This window comes from Krasilnikovia cinnamomea, assembly GCF_004217545.1.
GTDB classification, from domain to species: domain Bacteria; phylum Actinomycetota; class Actinomycetes; order Mycobacteriales; family Micromonosporaceae; genus Actinoplanes; species Actinoplanes cinnamomeus.
In genome coordinates, this window is record NZ_SHKY01000001.1 from 2691020 (window position 1) to 2707804 (window position 16785).

A 16785-nucleotide genomic window follows, 5' to 3' on the forward strand; every position below is an offset into this window, starting at 1 on the left:
TCAGTGGCCCGTGGTCTGCGGTCAGCCGAGCTGGCGGCGTACCTCGGCGGCCACCCGGCCGCCCTCGGCCCGGCCGGCCACCGCGGCCTGGGCCGCCTTCATGGCCGGGCCCATCTGGGCCTTCCCGGTGAACCCGCCCGCCTGCAGCGCCCCCGCGACCAGCTCGGTGATCTCCGCGTCGCTGAGCTGACGCGGCAGATACCGATCCAGGATCTCCCCCTCGGCGGTCTCCTTCGCGGCCGCCTCGGCCCGCCCAGCCCCGGCGAACGCGGTGGCCGCCTCCCGGCGCTTCTTCGCCTCCTTGGTCAGCACCGCGATCACTTCGTCGTCGCTCAGCTGGCGGGCCTCGGTGCCGGACACCTCGGCGGTGCGCACCGCCGACAGGGCCATCCGCAGCGTGGCCGTGGTCAGCTCGTCGCGCCCCTTCATCGCCGCGTGCAGGTCATCGTTCAGGCGGTCTTTCAGCGTTCCCATGGAGGGTCAAACTACCCTGGCGGTTATGCGAAAGCGCCCCCTTATCGCCCTGGCCGCCGGTACGCTCGCCGCCGGCGGCGCCACGTTCGCGTACGCCTCGCTGGTCGAGCGGAACATGTTCACGCTGCGCCGCGTCGACGTGCCGGTGCTGGCGCCCGACGCCGAGCCCCTGCGCATCCTGCACCTCAGCGACCTGCACATGATGCCGGGCCAGCGGCGCAAGCAGGACTGGGTGGCCGCGCTCGGCGGCACCGACCCCGACCTGGTCGTGGTCACCGGCGACAACATGGCCGACCCCGAGTCCGTACCCGGCGTCGTGCGCGCCCTCCAGCCGTTCCTCGGGCTGCCCGGGGCGTTCGTGTTCGGCTCCAACGACTACCGCGGCCCGGTCTGGGGGAACCCGCTGCGGTACCTGCTCCCCGAGCGGGAATACGTGCAGGGCGTCGAACTGCCGTACGAGACGCTGCGGCAGACGTTCACCGACGCGGGCTGGGCGGACCTGAACAACGCCCGTACGGTCCTGAAGGCCGGGGGACGCTCCGTGGAACTGGTCGGCGTCGACGACCCGCACGTCGACCGGGACGACTACCCGTCCGTGGCAGGCCCCGCCTCGGCGGGCGCCGACCTGCACATCGGGGTCACCCACACCCCCGCCTCCTGGGTCCTTGACGCGATGGCCGCCGACGGCTTCGCACTGATGCTGGCCGGGCACACCCACGGCGGCCAGGTGTGCGTCCCCGGGTACGGCGCCCTCACCACGAACTGTGACCTGCCCACGTCGATGGCCAAGGGCCTGCACCGCTGGCCCGGCTCGGACTCGTGGCTGCACGTCTCGGCCGGGCTGGGCACCCACCCGACGGCGCCGATCCGCTTCGCCTGCCGTCCGGAGGCCAGCATTCTCACCCTGATACCGCGCTGACCTGCGGTTTCGCCCCCAGGGGGATACCGGATTTGCCTGGCTGGGGCGGTCGGATACTATTGCTCCGCACGCTCGGGGTGTGGCGCAGCTTGGTAGCGCGCTTCGTTCGGGACGAAGAGGCCGTCGGTTCAAATCCGGCCACCCCGACCACGTGAAACACCAGCTCAGGGCTGGTCTTCCAGACAGGGAGACCAGCCCTGAACTGTCTCTCCCGGCCGGTTGGGGAGTGGCTGGGGAGTGAATCTTGGCGGGTCACTCCCCGACCTCCTTTACCCGCTCGGCGAGCAGCCGATCCAGCACGGCCACGGGCGAGCCGGGAGCCATCGCACGCCGCTCATCCAGGGCCGCGACCCACAGCTCGGTCAGGCCGTCGAGCAGCGCCCGACGCATCGCCGCCGTGATGTGCACGTACCTCGACTGCACCGAGCCGTCCTCATGGCCCATCCGCTCGTCCTGCAGCTTGCCTGGCACGGCCAGTTCCTCCATCACCGTCTTGTGGGTGTGCCGCAGGCCATGCGGCGTCAGCCCGGCCGCGATCGGCAGCCAGCAGGCGTCCGCCCGGCCCGCCGCGCCCCGGCCCCGGACCGGCACACCCGGCCACGGCTCCCCCAGCACCGGCACCGGGCGCGGGTCGCGCGGCGCCGCCCGCGGATACCAGCCGGTCGCCGCCGGCTGAAACAGCCAGGTCGCGAACCCGGTCCGCCGCCAGTGCGGCGCCAACTCGCCGGTCGGCGCGCCACCGTGCACGTAGCCCAGGTCGCTCGCCGCCGTAAGCACCCGCACCCGGGTCGCCTCCAGAACGGTGTCCGGCCGGTTCAGTACGTTGGAAACCGTCCCGGTCGACACCCCGGCACGCCGGGACACGTCGACCAGCCGGGGACCCTCCGCCCGCCCCGCCCCGTTCGCCGGACGATGACCCCCGAACACGTACGTAAGCCCGTGGCAGGCGCACGGCCGAGGCCGGGTACGGGCGACATGCTCGGACACCATCGCGCCCAGCCAATCCGGCAGATCGATCGTCCGGTGCGAGTCGTCCTTCGGCGGGCACCGATGCCACACACCTGTGTCCAGTTCGTACAGCTGCCACTCCACCCGAACCTCGCCCGGCCGGACGAACTGGGTCTCCAACCCGACCAGCTCGCCCCAGCGCATCCCGGTGAAGCCGAGCAACACGACGGCCACGAACTCATCGTCGCGCCCCGACAGCAGCGCCACCCGCTCGGCCAGCAACAGCACCCCCAGCGCCGAGGTGACTACCTTCTCCGGGCCGCGCCGCCGTGACCGCCCGGCCCGCTTGCCGCGGCCGCGTCGCCGGGTTGCCGGGTTGTAGTCGCGCAGTCCCTCCTCCACCGCGTCGGCGAGGACCAGGTGCAGCGTCCCGCGCCAGGTCTTGATACTCGCCTCCGCGTAGCCGGCCGCCCGCTCGCTCTTCTCCCACGCCGCCACATCCGCGGCCACGATGTCCGCCACTGGCACGGCCTCGAACGTCGGCAGCAGGTGCTCCTCGATGTGCCGGCGGTAGTTCTGCATGGTGGACGCGGCGAGATCCTGCACCGCGTACCAGCGGCTCACATAGTCACCGAAGTGCATCCGACCGGCGACCGGATCCACCCGGGAGCGACGCGCCCGGGCCTCCGCATCGTTGGCGGCCCGCTCCGCCTCGCGGCGGGTCCGGAACCGGATGGCCGCCCCGCTCGTGTCGCTGACCGTGGCCAGCTTGCCCGTGGGCAGCCAGTACCGGGCCCGCCAGTAATCTCCTCGCTTCTCGGCATACGCCACAGCAATCTCCCTCCTATGCGGCCGCTCTCTCGGCACGACGAGCCCGCCGGGGCGGCCGCGCCCGTAGCCGGATCGGCACCGCGCCGGGGTCGTCGGTCGACGACGCACCATCCGCCCGACCACGCCGGTGCACGGCCGGGATGTCGTCGCCGGGCTTCACCTCAAACAGGCGCACGATCGCGGCGATGTGCTCCTCGGTGAACAGGTAGCTGCCGCCGATCCAGGAGAACGGGATCCGGCGGTGCCGGGCCTGCTCTTTGATCCACCATTCCGAGCAGCGCAGCAGCCGTGCGACCTCGGCAGGCCGGTAGTACGGGCCTTGCGCTGCACTCGCCTCCCCCATGGGTGCGGCGCTCCTTCCGGTTGCTTGGGTTGGGCGTCAAGGCTGGCTTGACGGTCATTGGCCGTTCAGGCGGCCCGGGTTTCCAGGTACTCGCGGGCGGTGCGCTGGTGTTCGCGGGCCAGTGCGGCGGAGGTGTTGGCGAGCATCGCGTCGGCCGGGGTTTTCCATCCGGCGCCGACGAAGGCCAGGAAGTTCACGACCAGCGTGGTCGGCTCGCTGGTGTCGGCCGGATTGTGTTCCGGGCCGCTGCTCTGGGCACGGCGGAACACGACGCGCTGGTCACGCAGCAGCGCGAACGTGATCGAGTATTTGCGGCTCTTGGTGAGGAAGTGGCCGCCGAAGCCGAGCATGTGCGCCCAGCGGCGCAGCTTCAGGTACGGGCTGGCTGGCGGCCCGGCCGGGGCGCGGCGGGCCGCATCGGCGGCGGCGACCTGTTCGGCGGCGCACGTCGGGCAGGTCCGGTAGCGGGTGCAGCCGCCACAATTCGGGTCGGTGCGCAAGTGGCCGAACGGCACGGTCGGGGCAGGCGCGGCATGCCGCTCTCCGGCTGCTAGAGGGGCAGGCGGAGAGGGGTTGGTGCGGAAGCTGCCGAGGCGCCAGCACGCGTCGATGAGCCGTTCGGTGTGGGTGCCTTCCGGGTCGGCGTACAGGGTGATCGTGTCGTCGCTGAGCCGGTTCGAGGCGTGCCCGGTGACCTCGGTCGACTTGGTGGCGTACTTGGCCAGGTACGCGGCGACCTGAGCGTCGGTCACTTGTCCCTCGGCCGCGACCGTGATCACCTTCGTCAGGACCTGCTCGCCCCACCCGATGTGCCAGCCGCGCCCGTTGGCCGGGTGCGGGTCGCTGGTGAACGCGACGGTGGCGGCGGCGTGGTCGACGGCGGCGACGAGGTCGGCGGCGTCAAGCGCGCCCGGCGGCGGCACTATGGCGTCCGGGTCGCGCGGGTCGTAGCCGTCGAGTCGGATGATCGCGTGGAAGTGGACGACGGCGCGGCGTTGCATCTCGGCGGCCTTGCCGAACGACAGCCGCACCGGCGCCACCCAGCGCACCGTCTTCCCGCAGGCCACCGGGTAGAACGGGAGTCCGCGTTGGCGGCAGAGGCGGCGGATGTAGCGGTTGATCGCGATGGTCGTGCGCCGCCACAACTCGCCCGCCATCAGGTTCCACACGGCCTGGGCGTCGTGGTCGTAGCAGTCCAGGCACAGCGGCGCGCCCAGCCGGTGATCGTCGCTGTCGTGCCGGGCGAAACAGGCCAGCCGAATCCCGTGCGGGCAGGTGGTGGCGTCGCGGCGGGCGTGGCACGGCTCGGGCCGGCAGTCGCAGCCGGTGCGCCGGGCGCAGGTGTGCCGGTGCACCACCCGGGTGTGCACGTCGCCAAACGACGGGGCGGTGAGGGTGGGGAACACTGCCGGGTGATGCGCGACGTGCTCTGGGACGCCTTTGCCGCCGACCAGCCCGGCCCGCACCACCTGGTAGGCATCCCGCTTGTAGCGTTGCGAGCAGGCCGGACACACCGCCTCGCGACGGTTGCCGCACGGCTTGTAGATCACCCCGTCCGGCAAGTCCGCCGTAGACCGTTCGGCGAGGATCCGGCCGGTGGCGGCTTCGACGGTAGCCATCGTCCCGGCAAGCCGCACCGGCCGCACACAAGCGGCTGCAGGCTTCACATGGGAAAGCCACGCCTCGTAATCCGGTTGGGCGGCGCGGGCGACGGTTTGCAGCCGGATGTCCGCCGCGTGGTGGTACCAGGACGGGACCGTGGGCGGCTCGGCGTGGGGGGCCGTCCCCGAAGCGGGTGCTTCGGGGACGACGCTCAACGACGAGACAGTCACCGGGTCGCCTTCACAGGCTTGCCGTTGACAGTCGGGATCGGGTTGGTCGGGTTGTCCGGGCCGAGGCCGAGCACGGCCAGGGCCTGTGCCGCCTGTTCGGACGTCGCCTTGAGGCGGACGGCCAGCTGCCCGGGCGTGATCGGCGTGCCGTGCTCGGTGCGGTACTGCCGTGCAGTCTCGCGGGCCCGGTTCAACAGTTCCGGTGACACGATCGGCGTGGTGGGCTGTGCGGGCTCCGGCGCGGCGACAGGGGTGTCGGTGGCGGGAGCGGCCAGCTTCGGCGCCGAGGATGTGCCGGTGGTGCTGGGGCGGGGACGCGGTTTGCGGGCAGTGTCGCGCAGCGCGGTCGCTGATCCGGTCGGGCCGGTGGCGTCTGCCCGGGCGATCCGGGTGGCGACGACAGCCGGGGACGGCACCGGAATCGGTGCCGGCACCGGTTCGGGTTCCGGGGTCGGGTCCATCGCGCACGGAACGGAGCTGCCGGCGGTGGACGCGGCGGTGATGGGGGTCGGGGCCGGTCCGACGGCGATGTCGGGACGGGCCGGAACGGTCAGGGACTCTGGGTTGGTGTGGTGGTGGCTGGTGGCAAGGATCGCGCCGGTGGCCATCACCATGAGCCCGTCGACGGCGAGTGGGCCGAGCACACATACCAGGGGTTCTTCGCCGTAGTAGGCAAGGAGCCCGGACAGGTGCCGGTAGGAGACCAGGGCGGCGACCGCGCCGACGGGGAGCATGCCCGCCCAGCGCAGTAGCCACCACACCCGGCCGGCGGGCCAGGCGACGCGGGTCAGGATTTCGGTGGCGACGAACAGCGCGACGGGCCAGAACACGGCGCCGAGCACGGCACCCGGCTTCGGGGACCAGCCGCTGTCTACGCCCGTGGGTGGGACGTAGGAGTGGGCGATGTTCGCCGCGATGGACACGAGTCCGCCGAGGGTGGCACCGAGGTACGCCCATCGGCGACCCGCCACGACGGCTGTCATGACGTGACCTGGGTGGATGCCAGGTACAGGTCGACGATCGTCGCGATCGCGAACGGGTCGTCGGCGTAGACCACGACTTCACCTTCGAGGGTGTACCGGTCGGGCAGAGCGATCTGCACGGCCCCGGGAAGGTAGCGGACCGTCAACGCTGCGACCGTGACCGTGCAGTCACCGTCGTAGCTGACGTTCATGTCGGGCACGGTGGTGGTCAGCCAGTTCGCCAAGACTTCCGCGGCGAACCGGCGTCGGCCGATCGGTCGGGTCGGGAACGGGGCGGGGTCGGCAGCGACCGTCGCCAACGGTTCGAGGTTCATCGGGTGGTGTCCTTCCCGGCGTGGTCGAACAGGGTCGGTACGCGGTCGGGACACGGCGAGGGGAGAGCCGCCTGCCGGACCGCTGCCCGCAAGCGGGTAGTGATCGGTTTGCACAGGTCGGCGAACTGGTCAGGAGTCAGCAGAGCGACCGCTTCCCGGTCCTCGCCACGCCGCCGCAGCAGCAGCGGACGCACGGTGGCGTTCGTGGGACAGTCGAGGACCCCGTCGGGGTAGCGGAAGCCGCAGCCCGGACACCGCGACGCGGCCGGGCTACCAGGGTGATGATCAGCGAATACCCGCACGAGTGTGGCCACCGAGACGCCCAACCCCGCCTCCAGCAGACGGCGGTCGATGGCGCCCCTGTCGGTGGTGTCGCCGTAGCGCATCTGCGCGGCCTGCCGGGACACACCGAGCCGGTCAGCGATCTCGGACCATGAGTACCCGTACGGTGCCTGGCGCAGCCCCGCCACCGCCAGCCGGCACACGGCGTCGACTTCCGCCGTGAGCGCGGCCAGCGCACCGAGGGCTTCGACGTCGCCGTCGGCGATCCGACGCGCGTAGGCGCGCAGGATCCGGCGGGCGAACGCGTCGAACTGGGTGTTCTCCACCCGACGCCGGGCCCGCTTGCCCGGTTTCGGTGTCAAGGCGGGCTTGACAGTGTTCTTGCTCATCGGACGTCACCGCCCGGCAGGGCAGCATCGCTGCCGTCGCAGGTGCCGGTCGCGGTGCTGGGGTGCCGCACGTGGATGGCGACCCGCCCCTCGATGACCGGGACGTGCCGCCCACAGTCGGGGCACTCCGTGATGCCGTCACCGTCGCCGACCCCGAGGCGTTCGTAGATTTCGGATACGGAATCGCGGTACGTGGGTTCGGCGTCGTCGCTGTTGGCCGTAACCTGTTCGGCCAGGGCACAGTGCACGCACCGCGTCTGGTCACCGGTGCAGAAGCACTCGGCTTCACACGCCGGACAGCCGAACAAGGTGCCCGGGGAATGCGGGTGGTCGACCTGCTCGGCCGCCTCATCCCAGATCCCTTGGGGGATCAGCAGCTTCGCACTCTCAGCCTGATGCGCGTTCGTGGCGTTGATGGCCCGGATGGCGTCGACCAGGTTCTCGGCCGGGGTCTCCGCCGCCTCCCGCAGCGCGTGTGTGACCTGCTGCGGGGTGCGGCCTTTGGCATCGTTGAACTCGTACGACTCCGACCCGTCTGCGACCAGCAGGTACCGGTCCAGGTGCAGGACTGCTTCCTCGAAGTCGAGGAAGCCGGGATTGTCGAAGTGTTGCGCCGGGGCGTCGACCGGTCCGCCGTAGCAGACCATGCCGATCGCCCCGACCAGACAGGCCGCCGGGGTGAAGCAGGTGGCGGACGGGTCGTAGTAGGCGCCCTGGATCCAGCCGTGCCGTTCCAGGTACAGCGCCGCCGACTGCAGCACACGGCCGGCCGTGACCGGCTCCTCGCCGCACTCGTCGTCACCCTGGGAGGCAGCGAGGGCGTGCAGGCCGGACTCGGTGACGACGTACCCGTCCGCCGCGGTGGCTTGCCTGGCGCACCAAGCGATGAAGCCGTCGGTGGTGGGTAGCCGGTCGTGGTCGAGCTCGCTCTGTCCGTAGAGCTCGGCGGCGTGGTCGGACTGGCAGAGGTCGAAGTACCGGCGGTCGGTGCTGGTTTCGGGTTTGCCGTCGTAGCGGCGGGTGGGTTCAGGGCAGGCTCCGCCCTGCGGTTGGGTAGCGTGCATGACGCTGGCTCCTCTCCTAACGGGTTGGGTCAGTGGTTGGGGCTGGCGGCACCGGTGGCTTTCCAGGGCTTTGATCCGGTGTCGTCGGCTTTCGAGGTGGTAGGGACAGGGACGTTGGCGTGATGGCGGTGGCCATCAGTGCCAGTGCTGCACGACGGTGATGCAGCGGTGCCCCCCGACCGCGAGCGCGACCAAGCCCGCCACCAGCACGGGGATGGCGAGGACGCCGAGGCCTACAGCGGTCCACAGCAGCCACCCGGCAGCGGTGAGAGCGGCGAGGACGGCGAGGCCGGTGACCGCGCCGAAGCCGAGCCAGAACCGGCGCAGCTTGCGGTCGCCGGCGGCAATGGCCTGCTGCCGGGCCTGCCAGCGCTGGTAGGAGGCTTGCTGCTGGCGTTGCCGGGCGGCGAGCTGCGCCGGGTTCATCGAGTACGCCAGCTCGGCCGCAGTGCCCGGATCGACGTAGTGGATGACCCGGGGCGCGGGTGGCCGGGTGGCCGGAAGTCGTCGGCTCATTGCGTTGCTCTCCTTCGGTAGGTGGGGTGGACTTCCAGCCCGGAGGGGTTCCGGGGTGGTCAGGGGTCAGGCCGCGTCCGGGACCGACCGCAGTGCCGGGCGGTCGCCGGCTACGACGGTGGCGCGCAGTTCGGCGGCGTAGGCGGCGATGGCGGCGCAGGTGCGGTCGTCGAGGTAGGCGACCTTCACCAGCTCGGGGCCACCGTTCTCGGCGATCAACAGGCCTGCGCCGGGGTTGTTCGGGCTGACGATGTTCGCCGACCAGCCCTTGTTCGCCCAGCCGTGCCCGAGCACGATGTCCGACGAACTGTCGTTGGTGCAGCGTCCGGCGAACCGCCACGCGAACAGATCCCGCAGACTCGTCGGGATGATGTCCGAGCTGGGTCGCTGGGTGGCCGCGACGACGATGATGCCGACCGCTCGACCGCGGGCGACCAGATCGCGCAGCAGCACCGAGAACTCCTCGCGCTGCTGCTTGGAGCCGACCGTGGCGGAGAAGTAGGCGATCTCATCGATCGCGACCAGATACGCGGTGAACACATCCTGCGGGGTGATCTTCCGGCGGTCGCAGTCCTCCAGGTAGTCGTACCGGCGGTCCATCATCATCTGCAGCCGCTTCAACAACGCCAGGGCGGCGGCGATGTCCGGGCCGACGAACGCGTCCGCGCACCGACGCCACTGCCCCAACTCGACCCGCTTGCCGTCGAGCAGGCACAACCGGCAATCCAACGACAGCGCCGCATGCGCCACCACCGCGTTCAACAGCCCGGACTTACCGGAGCCGGGCTCGCCGCCGATCAGCATGTTGCGGTAGATCAACGGCACCCGCTTCGGCTGCCCGAACTCGTCGATCCCGACATGCACAGGATCGAAGATCGACAGCGCCGGACCCACCTCCACCGGCGCGGTGCCGGTGCTTGTGTGTGCGACCAGGACCGGAGACATCAGCTCACGCCTCCGCATCCGTGCCGGCCGCCGGGCCCGCCGCGCCAGTTCCGTCCGGGTCCAGCGCGGCATGCACAGTTAGCGAGTTGATCAGTCCCGTCTTGCCGGAGCCCGGCATGCCGCCGATCAGCAGATTGCGGGTGACCAGCCGGACCATCGCGTCGTCCAGGTGCGGCACCTCCACCGGCTCGGCGCCCTCGGGCGTCGCCCGCAGGCCCTTGCCCGGCTTCCACTGGTTCGGGTCGTCCATGACCATCACCCCACCGACGTCGCCGTCGCGGGGGTGGCGGCGTTCCACGCGTCGTCGGGCACCTCGGCCGGGGCAAACCCGTCGTTCTTGCTGCGGTGCATCCGGTTGACCTTGACCTGCGCCCACTTCAGACTCGGGCCGACCTCGTCGACGTCCAGGCCGTACGCGGACCGCTTCTCACCCTGCTCGTTCTCCCACCGCGACAACTTCAGCCGGCCGGTGACGATCACCCGGGTGCCCTTGGTCAGCGACTCCGCGATGTGCTCGGCCATGTCCCGCCAGGCGGTGCAGGTCAAAAACAGCGGGTCGCCGTCCTTCCACTGCCCCGAAGCCCGGTCCAGGGTCCGCGGGGTGGACGCGACGGTGAACTTCACCATCCCGGTGCCGTTCTCCAGGAACCGCAGTTCCGGGTCGGCGGTCAGGTTCCCCACCACCGTGATCACAGTTTCGTTCGCCATCTCAATCTCGCTCCTCTACTGGTGATGGCGCTTGATGGAACGGACATCCGGCACCCCGTGCCCGGCGGTCATCGGCGGCCGCCGCGCGGTTCGGGTGCTGGAGGCTCGTCGATGTCGGCCAGTTCCAGGCCGACCGGCGGCAGGCCCGGCGACACCGGCACCTCCGCCAGGTACTTCTCCCGCAGGCCGGGGACCAGCAGGGCGAGGGGGGACTCGACCCGTCCGGTCAGCGGGTCCCGACGGGCCACATCGATGCGGAGCAGGGCTGCGTACCGGTCGGATGCGGCCAGCACGCGGACCTGTTTGGCCCAGCACGCCACCGCGATCCGGCCCGCCTTGCCGTCCAGGTCGGCCAGTTCCAGACCGGGGCGCAGCCACAGCCACACCCGCTCCCCCGCCGGAGTGGGGCGAGCCCACAAGACCAGCGGCAACGAGCCCGGACGGACTCCGCCCGTACCGCGCACGATCCCGGCGAAGCACAGCCGCAGCCGGTGCCGCACCACCGGCACCCACGACCACGCCGCCACGAACCGGCGCACCGGCCAGACCGCCAGGCACAGGACGGGAACCAGCAGCACCACAGCGAGGGCCACCCCGCGGCCTGCCAGGTGGGCGATAGTGACCGGGCCACCGACCACGAGCAGCGCGGCGATCAGTTCGAAGGACCACCACCACAGCACCCGCAGCACCGGCCACACCCGAACCAGCACACCGGCGACCACGCCGCAAACCAGCCCGGCCACCGCACCCAGCACAATCGCGAGCAGCAGCGGGCAGAACACCGACAACACCGCGGTCACCAGCGCGTCCACGGCCAGACCCACGACCGCCACCGTGATCCGCGCCTTCCGCGCGTACCACTGCGACACCGGCGTCTCCACAATCGCGACCGCGCCGATCGGCTGGCGCGCGAACAGGCTCCGGCCGCTCATCGCACATCACCTCTTGCCATCACTCGACCGGAATACAGCGCGGGCGCTGTATTCGATTCCCGACTATACAGCGCCAGTGCTGTACTCGCTAGGCGTGATGAAGAGGGTGGAGAACCGTGATCTACTTGCCGCGACGAGGCCGGTTGGCGGCCCAGGTCTTGACCGTGGCTGGACGCCACGCGGGCGACCGGCCGAACGTCCGCTCGGGTGCGGGTGCCTGTTCGCGGGCGACGTACGCCGCCCAGGTGCTGCGGGTGATCCCCAGGTATGCGGCACACTCGGCCGCGGTCCACCAGTCCGTGGGCAGCTCGTCGATCTTCGGCGTCGGCGTCATCACCGCTCACGGTACGCGAGGACGCCCGGCCACCCACTGATCGGCGACGAGCGGCGGGCCGAGCCGTGACCCACCGGTGCGCCCGAATCTGACGACGCCACGCCCCACCGTGGTTGACGAGTGCAAGGAAGATGATCTCCAGCGCCAGCAGTCCGATGCCAACGAGGAAGACGGTCACGGGAAGTGCTCCCGGCATTCTGGACATGGCTACCCTTTCCGGTCGATTCGCGGCGGACGACGCGACTGAGACCAGAGTGTGTCGATCGACGTAGACCAATCGAGGTCCCGTAACGGACCGTTGGTGGACCAATCCCGGACATGTGAGGGACATTGGTTGTGACGCTGCCGCGGGTACGCGACCGTCGAGGTAGAACCCACTAACTGAGGAGCGGAGCGGAACCGTGGCACGACCACGCAGGGAGCCCCGTACGCAGCTGGAACACCTGATCCAGCAGCGTGACCGCACCTACGAGGAAATGGCCGCCGAGTTCTTGCGTCTGGAGGAACGCGCGACGATCAGCGCGCGTCACCTGGCCCGCATGGCTCGGGGTGAACGGGCGGCGGCGGGAGCAACCCCCGCCACCCGCCGCGCATTCCAGGCCATGTTCGGCATGCCGCTCGATGACCTGCTCCGCCCGTGGGATCCCAACCTTGCGACAGCCGCGCCGGCTAACGACGGCTCATTGGTGGTTCCGTCACCCGGCACTGAGAGGGGCATCATCACCATGGCAGCCGAACGCGCCCGCCGATTCACTTTGCTCGCCGCCGAGAGCACGACACCTGAAGCCGTCGACCAGCTCCGCGACGACGTCCAGCGCCTGGCGCTGGCCTACCCACAGCGCCCGCTCACTGAGCTGCTCGGTGACCTGGCCGAAACCCAGGACACGCTCTTCGCGCTCCTGGAGCGCCGACAGACACCCCAGCAAGCACGGCAACTGCACTTCCTCGCCAGCGTCACCAGCGGCCTACTCGCCAAGGCTTCGCACGACCTCGCCGACCCACACGCCGCCATGCTGCAAGCCCGTACCGCGATCCTGTGCGCGGACCAGGCCGACCACAATGGTCTTCGCGCCTGGCTGCGCGGCCTGCAATCGATGGTGGCGTACTGGGCCGGCCGCTACGCCGAAGCCGTGCGCTACGCCGAGATGGGCACCGAGTACGCCCACCAGGGCGGCGGCACCACCTCAGTGTGGCTCCCGGTCAGCGCCGCCCGCGCGTACGCCGCGCTCGGCAACCGCGAGCGCGCGCTGACCGCGATCCGTACTGCGGAGGACGCCTGGGACAGCGTCGAGCCGGACGCCGTCGACGAGCTGGGCGGCATCTGTACCTTCAGCCAGCCCCGCACGATCTACTACGCCGCTGACGCGCTCGCCTGGCTGCCCGCGGAGGCGGACAACGCCGTCGCATTCTCCACCCGAGCCGTCACGGCATACGCCGACCGCTCCGACCCGGCGTGGGCGTTCGGCGACGAAGCGGGCTCACACGCCGACCTGGCGATCGCCCGGGTCGTGTCGCGCGACATCGAGGGAGCCGAGGACGCGCTCACCTCAGTCCTTGAGCTGGCGCCCGAACAGCGCATCAACGGGGTTGTCCACTCCGTTCAGCGCGTCCACCAGGCCGTTACCCGCGCAGGACTTGCGGACGACGCATCCGACCTGATCGAGCGGATCGAGGACTTCACGCATACGCCGCTGAAGGCCCTGCCCCGGTAGGGCAGGATCAGCTCATGTACCCCGTGACGCTCACCGGTCGCGCCGTCACCCTGCGAGAATTCCGCAGCGACGACACGGCCGCCTCGTTGGCGATCGTCGGCGACGACCAGGTCACCCAGTGGCTGTCCTTCGACAGCCGCGACCTGGCCGCCGCCCAAGCAATGATCGACGGCGCGGTGGAGCGGGCACGCCACAACCCACGCACTGAGTATTACCTCGCCGTCACCGCAGACGATGACGAGCTGGTCGGCTTCGTCCGCCTCGCGCTCGCAGGGGTGAAGGCAGCGAAGCTCGGCTACGCCATCCGCGCCGACCGATGGGGCAAGGGTTACGCCACCGACGCCGCCCGACTGATGATCACGTTCGGCTTCAAGCAGCTAGGGCTGCACCGCATCTCCGCGGCCATCGGCCCCGACAACGCCGCCTCCATCGCCGTTGCCGAGAGGCTCGGCATGCAGTATGAGGGTCGCATCCGCGACCACGTGTTCACCAACGGCGCGTGGCGTGACTCGCTCCTATACGCCGTGCTGTCTCGCGATTGAATCTCACCTGCTGGACGCAGTGGCCGCTGTGCGATCGGAGCCGTCGAGCTGGACGGAGATAACGACGCCGAGTCGCCCGTCACCTCGTTCGGCCCAGTCAGTTGCCGCGCCTCGCTGAATCTGGGCAGTCCGGAGAACCTGTGGCAGCCACTATCCGCGCCTCGATGTCGCTCTGCGCGCCAGGACAGGGCCACTGGGAATCCGGCCCTTGGCGCCCGTGGCACCAAGGAGCATGATCGCAAGGGTGCCCCCAGACGGCCGCTCGGAAACTCGGATCAAACCGACCATTAGTTGATCAGCTGACCCACCAATTGAGTGGCGTAGTGCAGTCTTCACCGTAGACATTACCGTAGTACCACTCTATTCCACGCTTTGCGGCAAGCGCGTTTAATGTTGACTCGATCGCATCGAAACGTGCACGCACTGGAACGGTAAGAATCGTCATATTCTTCACACACCCGTCGTGCCATCTCCCTAGGCGACGCAATTCGCCTTCGATAGACATTGCAACATCCGGCGGTCCATAGAGCTGCGGGGCCAAGTTCCCTCCCCGCGAGATAACCCCATATGAACCGTCATCAGTATTCACCTGGATAACGCCCCCTGCGGCGACACCGAGCGTGAGTCCAGGCGTGCGAACAAGCTTCAGCAACCCGCCCTCAGTATCGGCAGGGTGGCGCCCGCGCCGACACAATTGTCTTACGAGAGTTCCGACTCCAAAAGGGCCGTCAGCCAGTCCTCGAAGGATCGCCCTCTGACTTCTAGTTCTTGATCCTGACCAAGTTCATGATCCCAAAGGACTATTGGAATCCCTGCCCCTGCGCCTGACTTGGCCGTATCAAACAGAATAGATTGCCAGCTCCGTCGTTCATTACGCAGACGTAGGATCCTGGGATTGGTGATCCTGGTTCAGACCTCTCCGCACGAGTCATCCTCACAACATCAAGATAAGCAGGAACGGCGTTCCCCAGCCCAAATATTTCGAGATGTTGTACGGAAAGCCACCCATACTCGCGGAGAAAGTAGCGGTAATCATCGGGAAGGCGACCCAGTGCATCCTCCGCGTTGTGAATATCTCGGTCATCTGCACCGTTGCCCGGCAGTACACTGTGGAGGGCAAGCAGCTCGCTTACGCGCTCGAACACTCGGTGGACCCCCTATCCACAGTCACATGGAGGGTGATTCAGGCGATATTCTCGCCGAGGCGATGCTGGGTTCGCGTTAAGAACACGAAATTGCTTTGTTCGTTAGTTCCACCCTTTGACAGCGGGATGCGGTGGTGAATTTCCATAGGGAACCCATCATCGCCTATGGGAGCCTTCCCCGCTTGCATGCGTTCAAGGTCCCCTGGGGAGTATTGTCCAGGATTCTGTTTCGCCTCGTTCTTCCACAGCCCTGGGCGCATTTTGTTGAACTCGGCACGAAGCGCTGGATCGGTTGTGCAGTTGTGGACCAGTACCGGAGTGTTACCAGCTGGCACATAGTACGTGTGGACGCAACCAGCAACTACGCTAAGTCATGTCAGGCCTCGCCTGCGGTTTCAGGCTGTTTCGTCGCCCCATAGAATCACAATCATCGATCGTGACAGCAACGGTGACAGCAACCTCCACGCACAAGCACGGCCAGAGGCGGGCCAGTTGGCGCACGAACCGGCGGAGCACGTCCACGCACCCGAGGGAGAGCAGCAGCGGCCGGCGCCGCGAGGATACGAGGCCGCCCCTCCGGCCCCCAGGACGCTACGCGTCGCCACAGCGACCGCCCTACGGGCGGCCCTTGACCCCGGAGACCACTACGGCCCCGCAAACGCCGACACCACGCGGGCAGACGCCTACAGCGCCCACCCAACACGCCGCGCCACCGACCGCGGCTTACGAACCGAGCATCGACGAGTGCCCGAAGAGTTCGATCTGGAGCCCGTCGCACCACTATCGATCGAGAAGTCTGGCTAAGAAAAGCTATACAGGATCAAGGAGGCGGCCCCGGCCGAAGCCGGGGCCGCGCGCACGCGCTACAGACCTACGGCCCCGCGCGCACGCCCACGAATGCCGGGCCACCGCGCCGCAGATCAGAGCCGCCCCACCGACAGGCCGTATCGATACCTGCCGCTTTCCCTTCTCCTTGACGGCAACCGTGACGGCAACGCGGGCGAGCAGTCACCAACCGGGAGAGCGAACCGCTACGTAGCGTGACCACACCAGCCCGCATCCACCTGGTACTCGGTTCAATCTCGCAGTACCACCAAACAGGAGAGTTCGCCGCCAGCCGAAAGACCTATGCGCACTGGACCACCCCCGATGAATTCGACTGGATCAGATTCGGAGAGCCGCAGGGTAACGATCTTTTCGCGGACAGACATTCCCAATTTGCTCGCCGCTCGACTCACCCTTTCCTTCGGCTCGGAATAGTCAGGCGTCCTCCTCCAAGACCAATTATTGAGATCAAGGGTTGGCACCAGACACTGCGATTCGTCTTTCAGTTCGGGAAGGCCATCGTAGCCCACCCCCGCAGGTGGCTCATCGACGACTACTAACTCCACTAGGGCGCCGTCCATCGAGTTGACCTTCAACTCAACGTAGCCGCCTTCGAGTCCGGTAATCATGAGGTAGAGAGTGTCTGAGCGACTCTTCACCTGCCATGACACGTTGAGAGCGATCCACGGATCCGTCTCAACGTCAACGCCGACACACTCTGCATGCCCAACAACATTAATCATCTCA

The 16785-nt window shown here is 68.9% G+C and carries 20 protein-coding genes, 1 tRNA gene and 1 pseudogene; 4 read left to right on the top strand and 18 right to left on the bottom strand.

What is annotated here, in order from left to right:
• Nucleotides 1–21: 21 nt before the first annotated feature.
• The gene (locus EV385_RS12075) at nucleotides 22–474 is read right to left on the bottom strand and encodes a GatB/YqeY domain-containing protein (RefSeq protein WP_130509557.1); all 453 of its coding nucleotides are present in this window, start codon (nucleotides 472–474) and stop codon (nucleotides 22–24) included.
• Between the two features lie 25 nt (nucleotides 475–499).
• On the opposite strand from EV385_RS12075, the gene EV385_RS12080 reads away from it, so the two are divergent.
• On the top strand, nucleotides 500–1393 hold the full coding sequence (locus tag EV385_RS12080) for a metallophosphoesterase (protein WP_130509558.1): 894 nt from the start codon (nucleotides 500–502) through the stop codon (nucleotides 1391–1393).
• 73 nt (nucleotides 1394–1466) lie between these two features.
• Nucleotides 1467–1543: transfer RNA gene (locus tag EV385_RS12085), tRNA-Pro, on the top strand.
• A 102-nt stretch (nucleotides 1544–1645) separates the two neighbouring features.
• Here the strand turns inward: EV385_RS12085 and EV385_RS12090 are convergent.
• The 13 genes and pseudogenes from EV385_RS12090 to EV385_RS12150 form a co-directional block, all read right to left on the bottom strand.
• Nucleotides 1646–3172, bottom strand: coding sequence for a LacI family DNA-binding transcriptional regulator (locus tag EV385_RS12090; RefSeq protein ID WP_130509559.1), 1527 nt, complete (start codon nucleotides 3170–3172; stop codon nucleotides 1646–1648).
• A 13-nt stretch (nucleotides 3173–3185) separates the two neighbouring features.
• Nucleotides 3186–3515, bottom strand: coding sequence for a helix-turn-helix domain-containing protein (locus EV385_RS12095; protein WP_130509560.1), 330 nt, complete (start codon nucleotides 3513–3515; stop codon nucleotides 3186–3188).
• A 65-nt stretch (nucleotides 3516–3580) separates the two neighbouring features.
• Nucleotides 3581–5347, bottom strand: a complete 1767-nt coding sequence (locus EV385_RS12100; protein ID WP_341273934.1) for a replication initiator — start codon at nucleotides 5345–5347, stop codon at nucleotides 3581–3583.
• Nucleotides 5344–6330, bottom strand: coding sequence for a hypothetical protein (locus tag EV385_RS12105; protein WP_130509561.1), 987 nt, complete (start codon nucleotides 6328–6330; stop codon nucleotides 5344–5346). Before EV385_RS12105 ends, EV385_RS12100 begins: the two co-directional genes overlap by 4 nt.
• Entirely contained in the window at nucleotides 6327–6644 is a 318-nt protein-coding gene (locus EV385_RS12110; RefSeq protein WP_130509562.1) for a hypothetical protein, read from the bottom strand. Before EV385_RS12110 ends, EV385_RS12105 begins: the two co-directional genes overlap by 4 nt.
• Before the next feature lie 374 nt (nucleotides 6645–7018).
• Nucleotides 7019–7315: pseudogene (locus EV385_RS12115) on the bottom strand (hypothetical protein); the annotation flags it as partial.
• On the bottom strand, nucleotides 7312–8379 hold the full coding sequence (locus EV385_RS12120) for a DUF6197 family protein (protein WP_130509563.1): 1068 nt from the start codon (nucleotides 8377–8379) through the stop codon (nucleotides 7312–7314). The pseudogene EV385_RS12115 and the gene EV385_RS12120, both read right to left, overlap by 4 nt.
• A 135-nt stretch (nucleotides 8380–8514) precedes the next feature.
• Complete coding sequence (locus tag EV385_RS12125; protein ID WP_130509564.1) at nucleotides 8515–8895, bottom strand: hypothetical protein; 381 nt, start codon at nucleotides 8893–8895, stop codon at nucleotides 8515–8517.
• Between the two features lie 66 nt (nucleotides 8896–8961).
• Nucleotides 8962–9840, bottom strand: coding sequence for an FtsK/SpoIIIE domain-containing protein (locus tag EV385_RS12130; RefSeq protein WP_130509565.1), 879 nt, complete (start codon nucleotides 9838–9840; stop codon nucleotides 8962–8964).
• A 4-nt stretch (nucleotides 9841–9844) separates the two neighbouring features.
• A complete protein-coding gene (locus EV385_RS12135) occupies nucleotides 9845–10138 on the bottom strand; it encodes a hypothetical protein (RefSeq protein WP_130509566.1) in 294 nt (97 codons plus the stop codon).
• Nucleotides 10096–10548, bottom strand: a complete 453-nt coding sequence (locus tag EV385_RS12140; protein WP_130509567.1) for a single-stranded DNA-binding protein — start codon at nucleotides 10546–10548, stop codon at nucleotides 10096–10098. Before EV385_RS12140 ends, EV385_RS12135 begins: the two co-directional genes overlap by 43 nt.
• Nucleotides 10549–10616: 68 nt before the next feature.
• The gene (locus EV385_RS12145) at nucleotides 10617–11480 is read right to left on the bottom strand and encodes a hypothetical protein (RefSeq protein ID WP_130509568.1); all 864 of its coding nucleotides are present in this window, start codon (nucleotides 11478–11480) and stop codon (nucleotides 10617–10619) included.
• A 121-nt stretch (nucleotides 11481–11601) separates the two neighbouring features.
• The gene (locus tag EV385_RS12150; RefSeq protein ID WP_130509569.1) at nucleotides 11602–11814 is read right to left on the bottom strand and encodes a helix-turn-helix transcriptional regulator; all 213 of its coding nucleotides are present in this window, start codon (nucleotides 11812–11814) and stop codon (nucleotides 11602–11604) included.
• 401 nt (nucleotides 11815–12215) lie between these two features.
• On the opposite strand from EV385_RS12150, the gene EV385_RS12155 reads away from it, so the two are divergent.
• Complete coding sequence (locus EV385_RS12155) at nucleotides 12216–13526, top strand: NsdA family TPR-like regulatory protein (protein WP_479723872.1); 1311 nt, start codon at nucleotides 12216–12218, stop codon at nucleotides 13524–13526.
• 14 nt (nucleotides 13527–13540) lie between these two features.
• Nucleotides 13541–14068 (top strand): GNAT family N-acetyltransferase, encoded by a 528-nt coding sequence (locus EV385_RS12160; RefSeq protein ID WP_130509570.1) that lies wholly within the window; start codon nucleotides 13541–13543, stop codon nucleotides 14066–14068.
• Nucleotides 14069–14363: 295 nt separating this feature from the next.
• On the opposite strand, the gene EV385_RS36100 is transcribed toward EV385_RS12160, so the two are convergent.
• The 4 genes from EV385_RS36100 to EV385_RS12180 all read right to left on the bottom strand — a co-directional run bounded on the left by EV385_RS36100 (nucleotide 14364) and on the right by EV385_RS12180 (nucleotide 16781).
• Nucleotides 14364–14762, bottom strand: a complete 399-nt coding sequence (locus EV385_RS36100; protein ID WP_423203040.1) for a DUF4265 domain-containing protein — start codon at nucleotides 14760–14762, stop codon at nucleotides 14364–14366.
• A 106-nt stretch (nucleotides 14763–14868) separates the two neighbouring features.
• Complete coding sequence (locus EV385_RS36105; protein WP_130509571.1) at nucleotides 14869–15213, bottom strand: SMI1/KNR4 family protein; 345 nt, start codon at nucleotides 15211–15213, stop codon at nucleotides 14869–14871.
• Between the two features lie 38 nt (nucleotides 15214–15251).
• Nucleotides 15252–15473 carry an HNH endonuclease signature motif containing protein gene (locus EV385_RS36110; protein ID WP_423203112.1) on the bottom strand — a complete coding sequence of 74 codons (222 nt, stop codon included), beginning with the start codon at nucleotides 15471–15473 and terminating at the stop codon, nucleotides 15252–15254.
• 816 nt (nucleotides 15474–16289) lie between these two features.
• Nucleotides 16290–16781 carry a hypothetical protein gene (locus EV385_RS12180; RefSeq protein ID WP_165449446.1) on the bottom strand — a complete coding sequence of 164 codons (492 nt, stop codon included), beginning with the start codon at nucleotides 16779–16781 and terminating at the stop codon, nucleotides 16290–16292.
• Nucleotides 16782–16785: the final 4 nt, after the last annotated feature.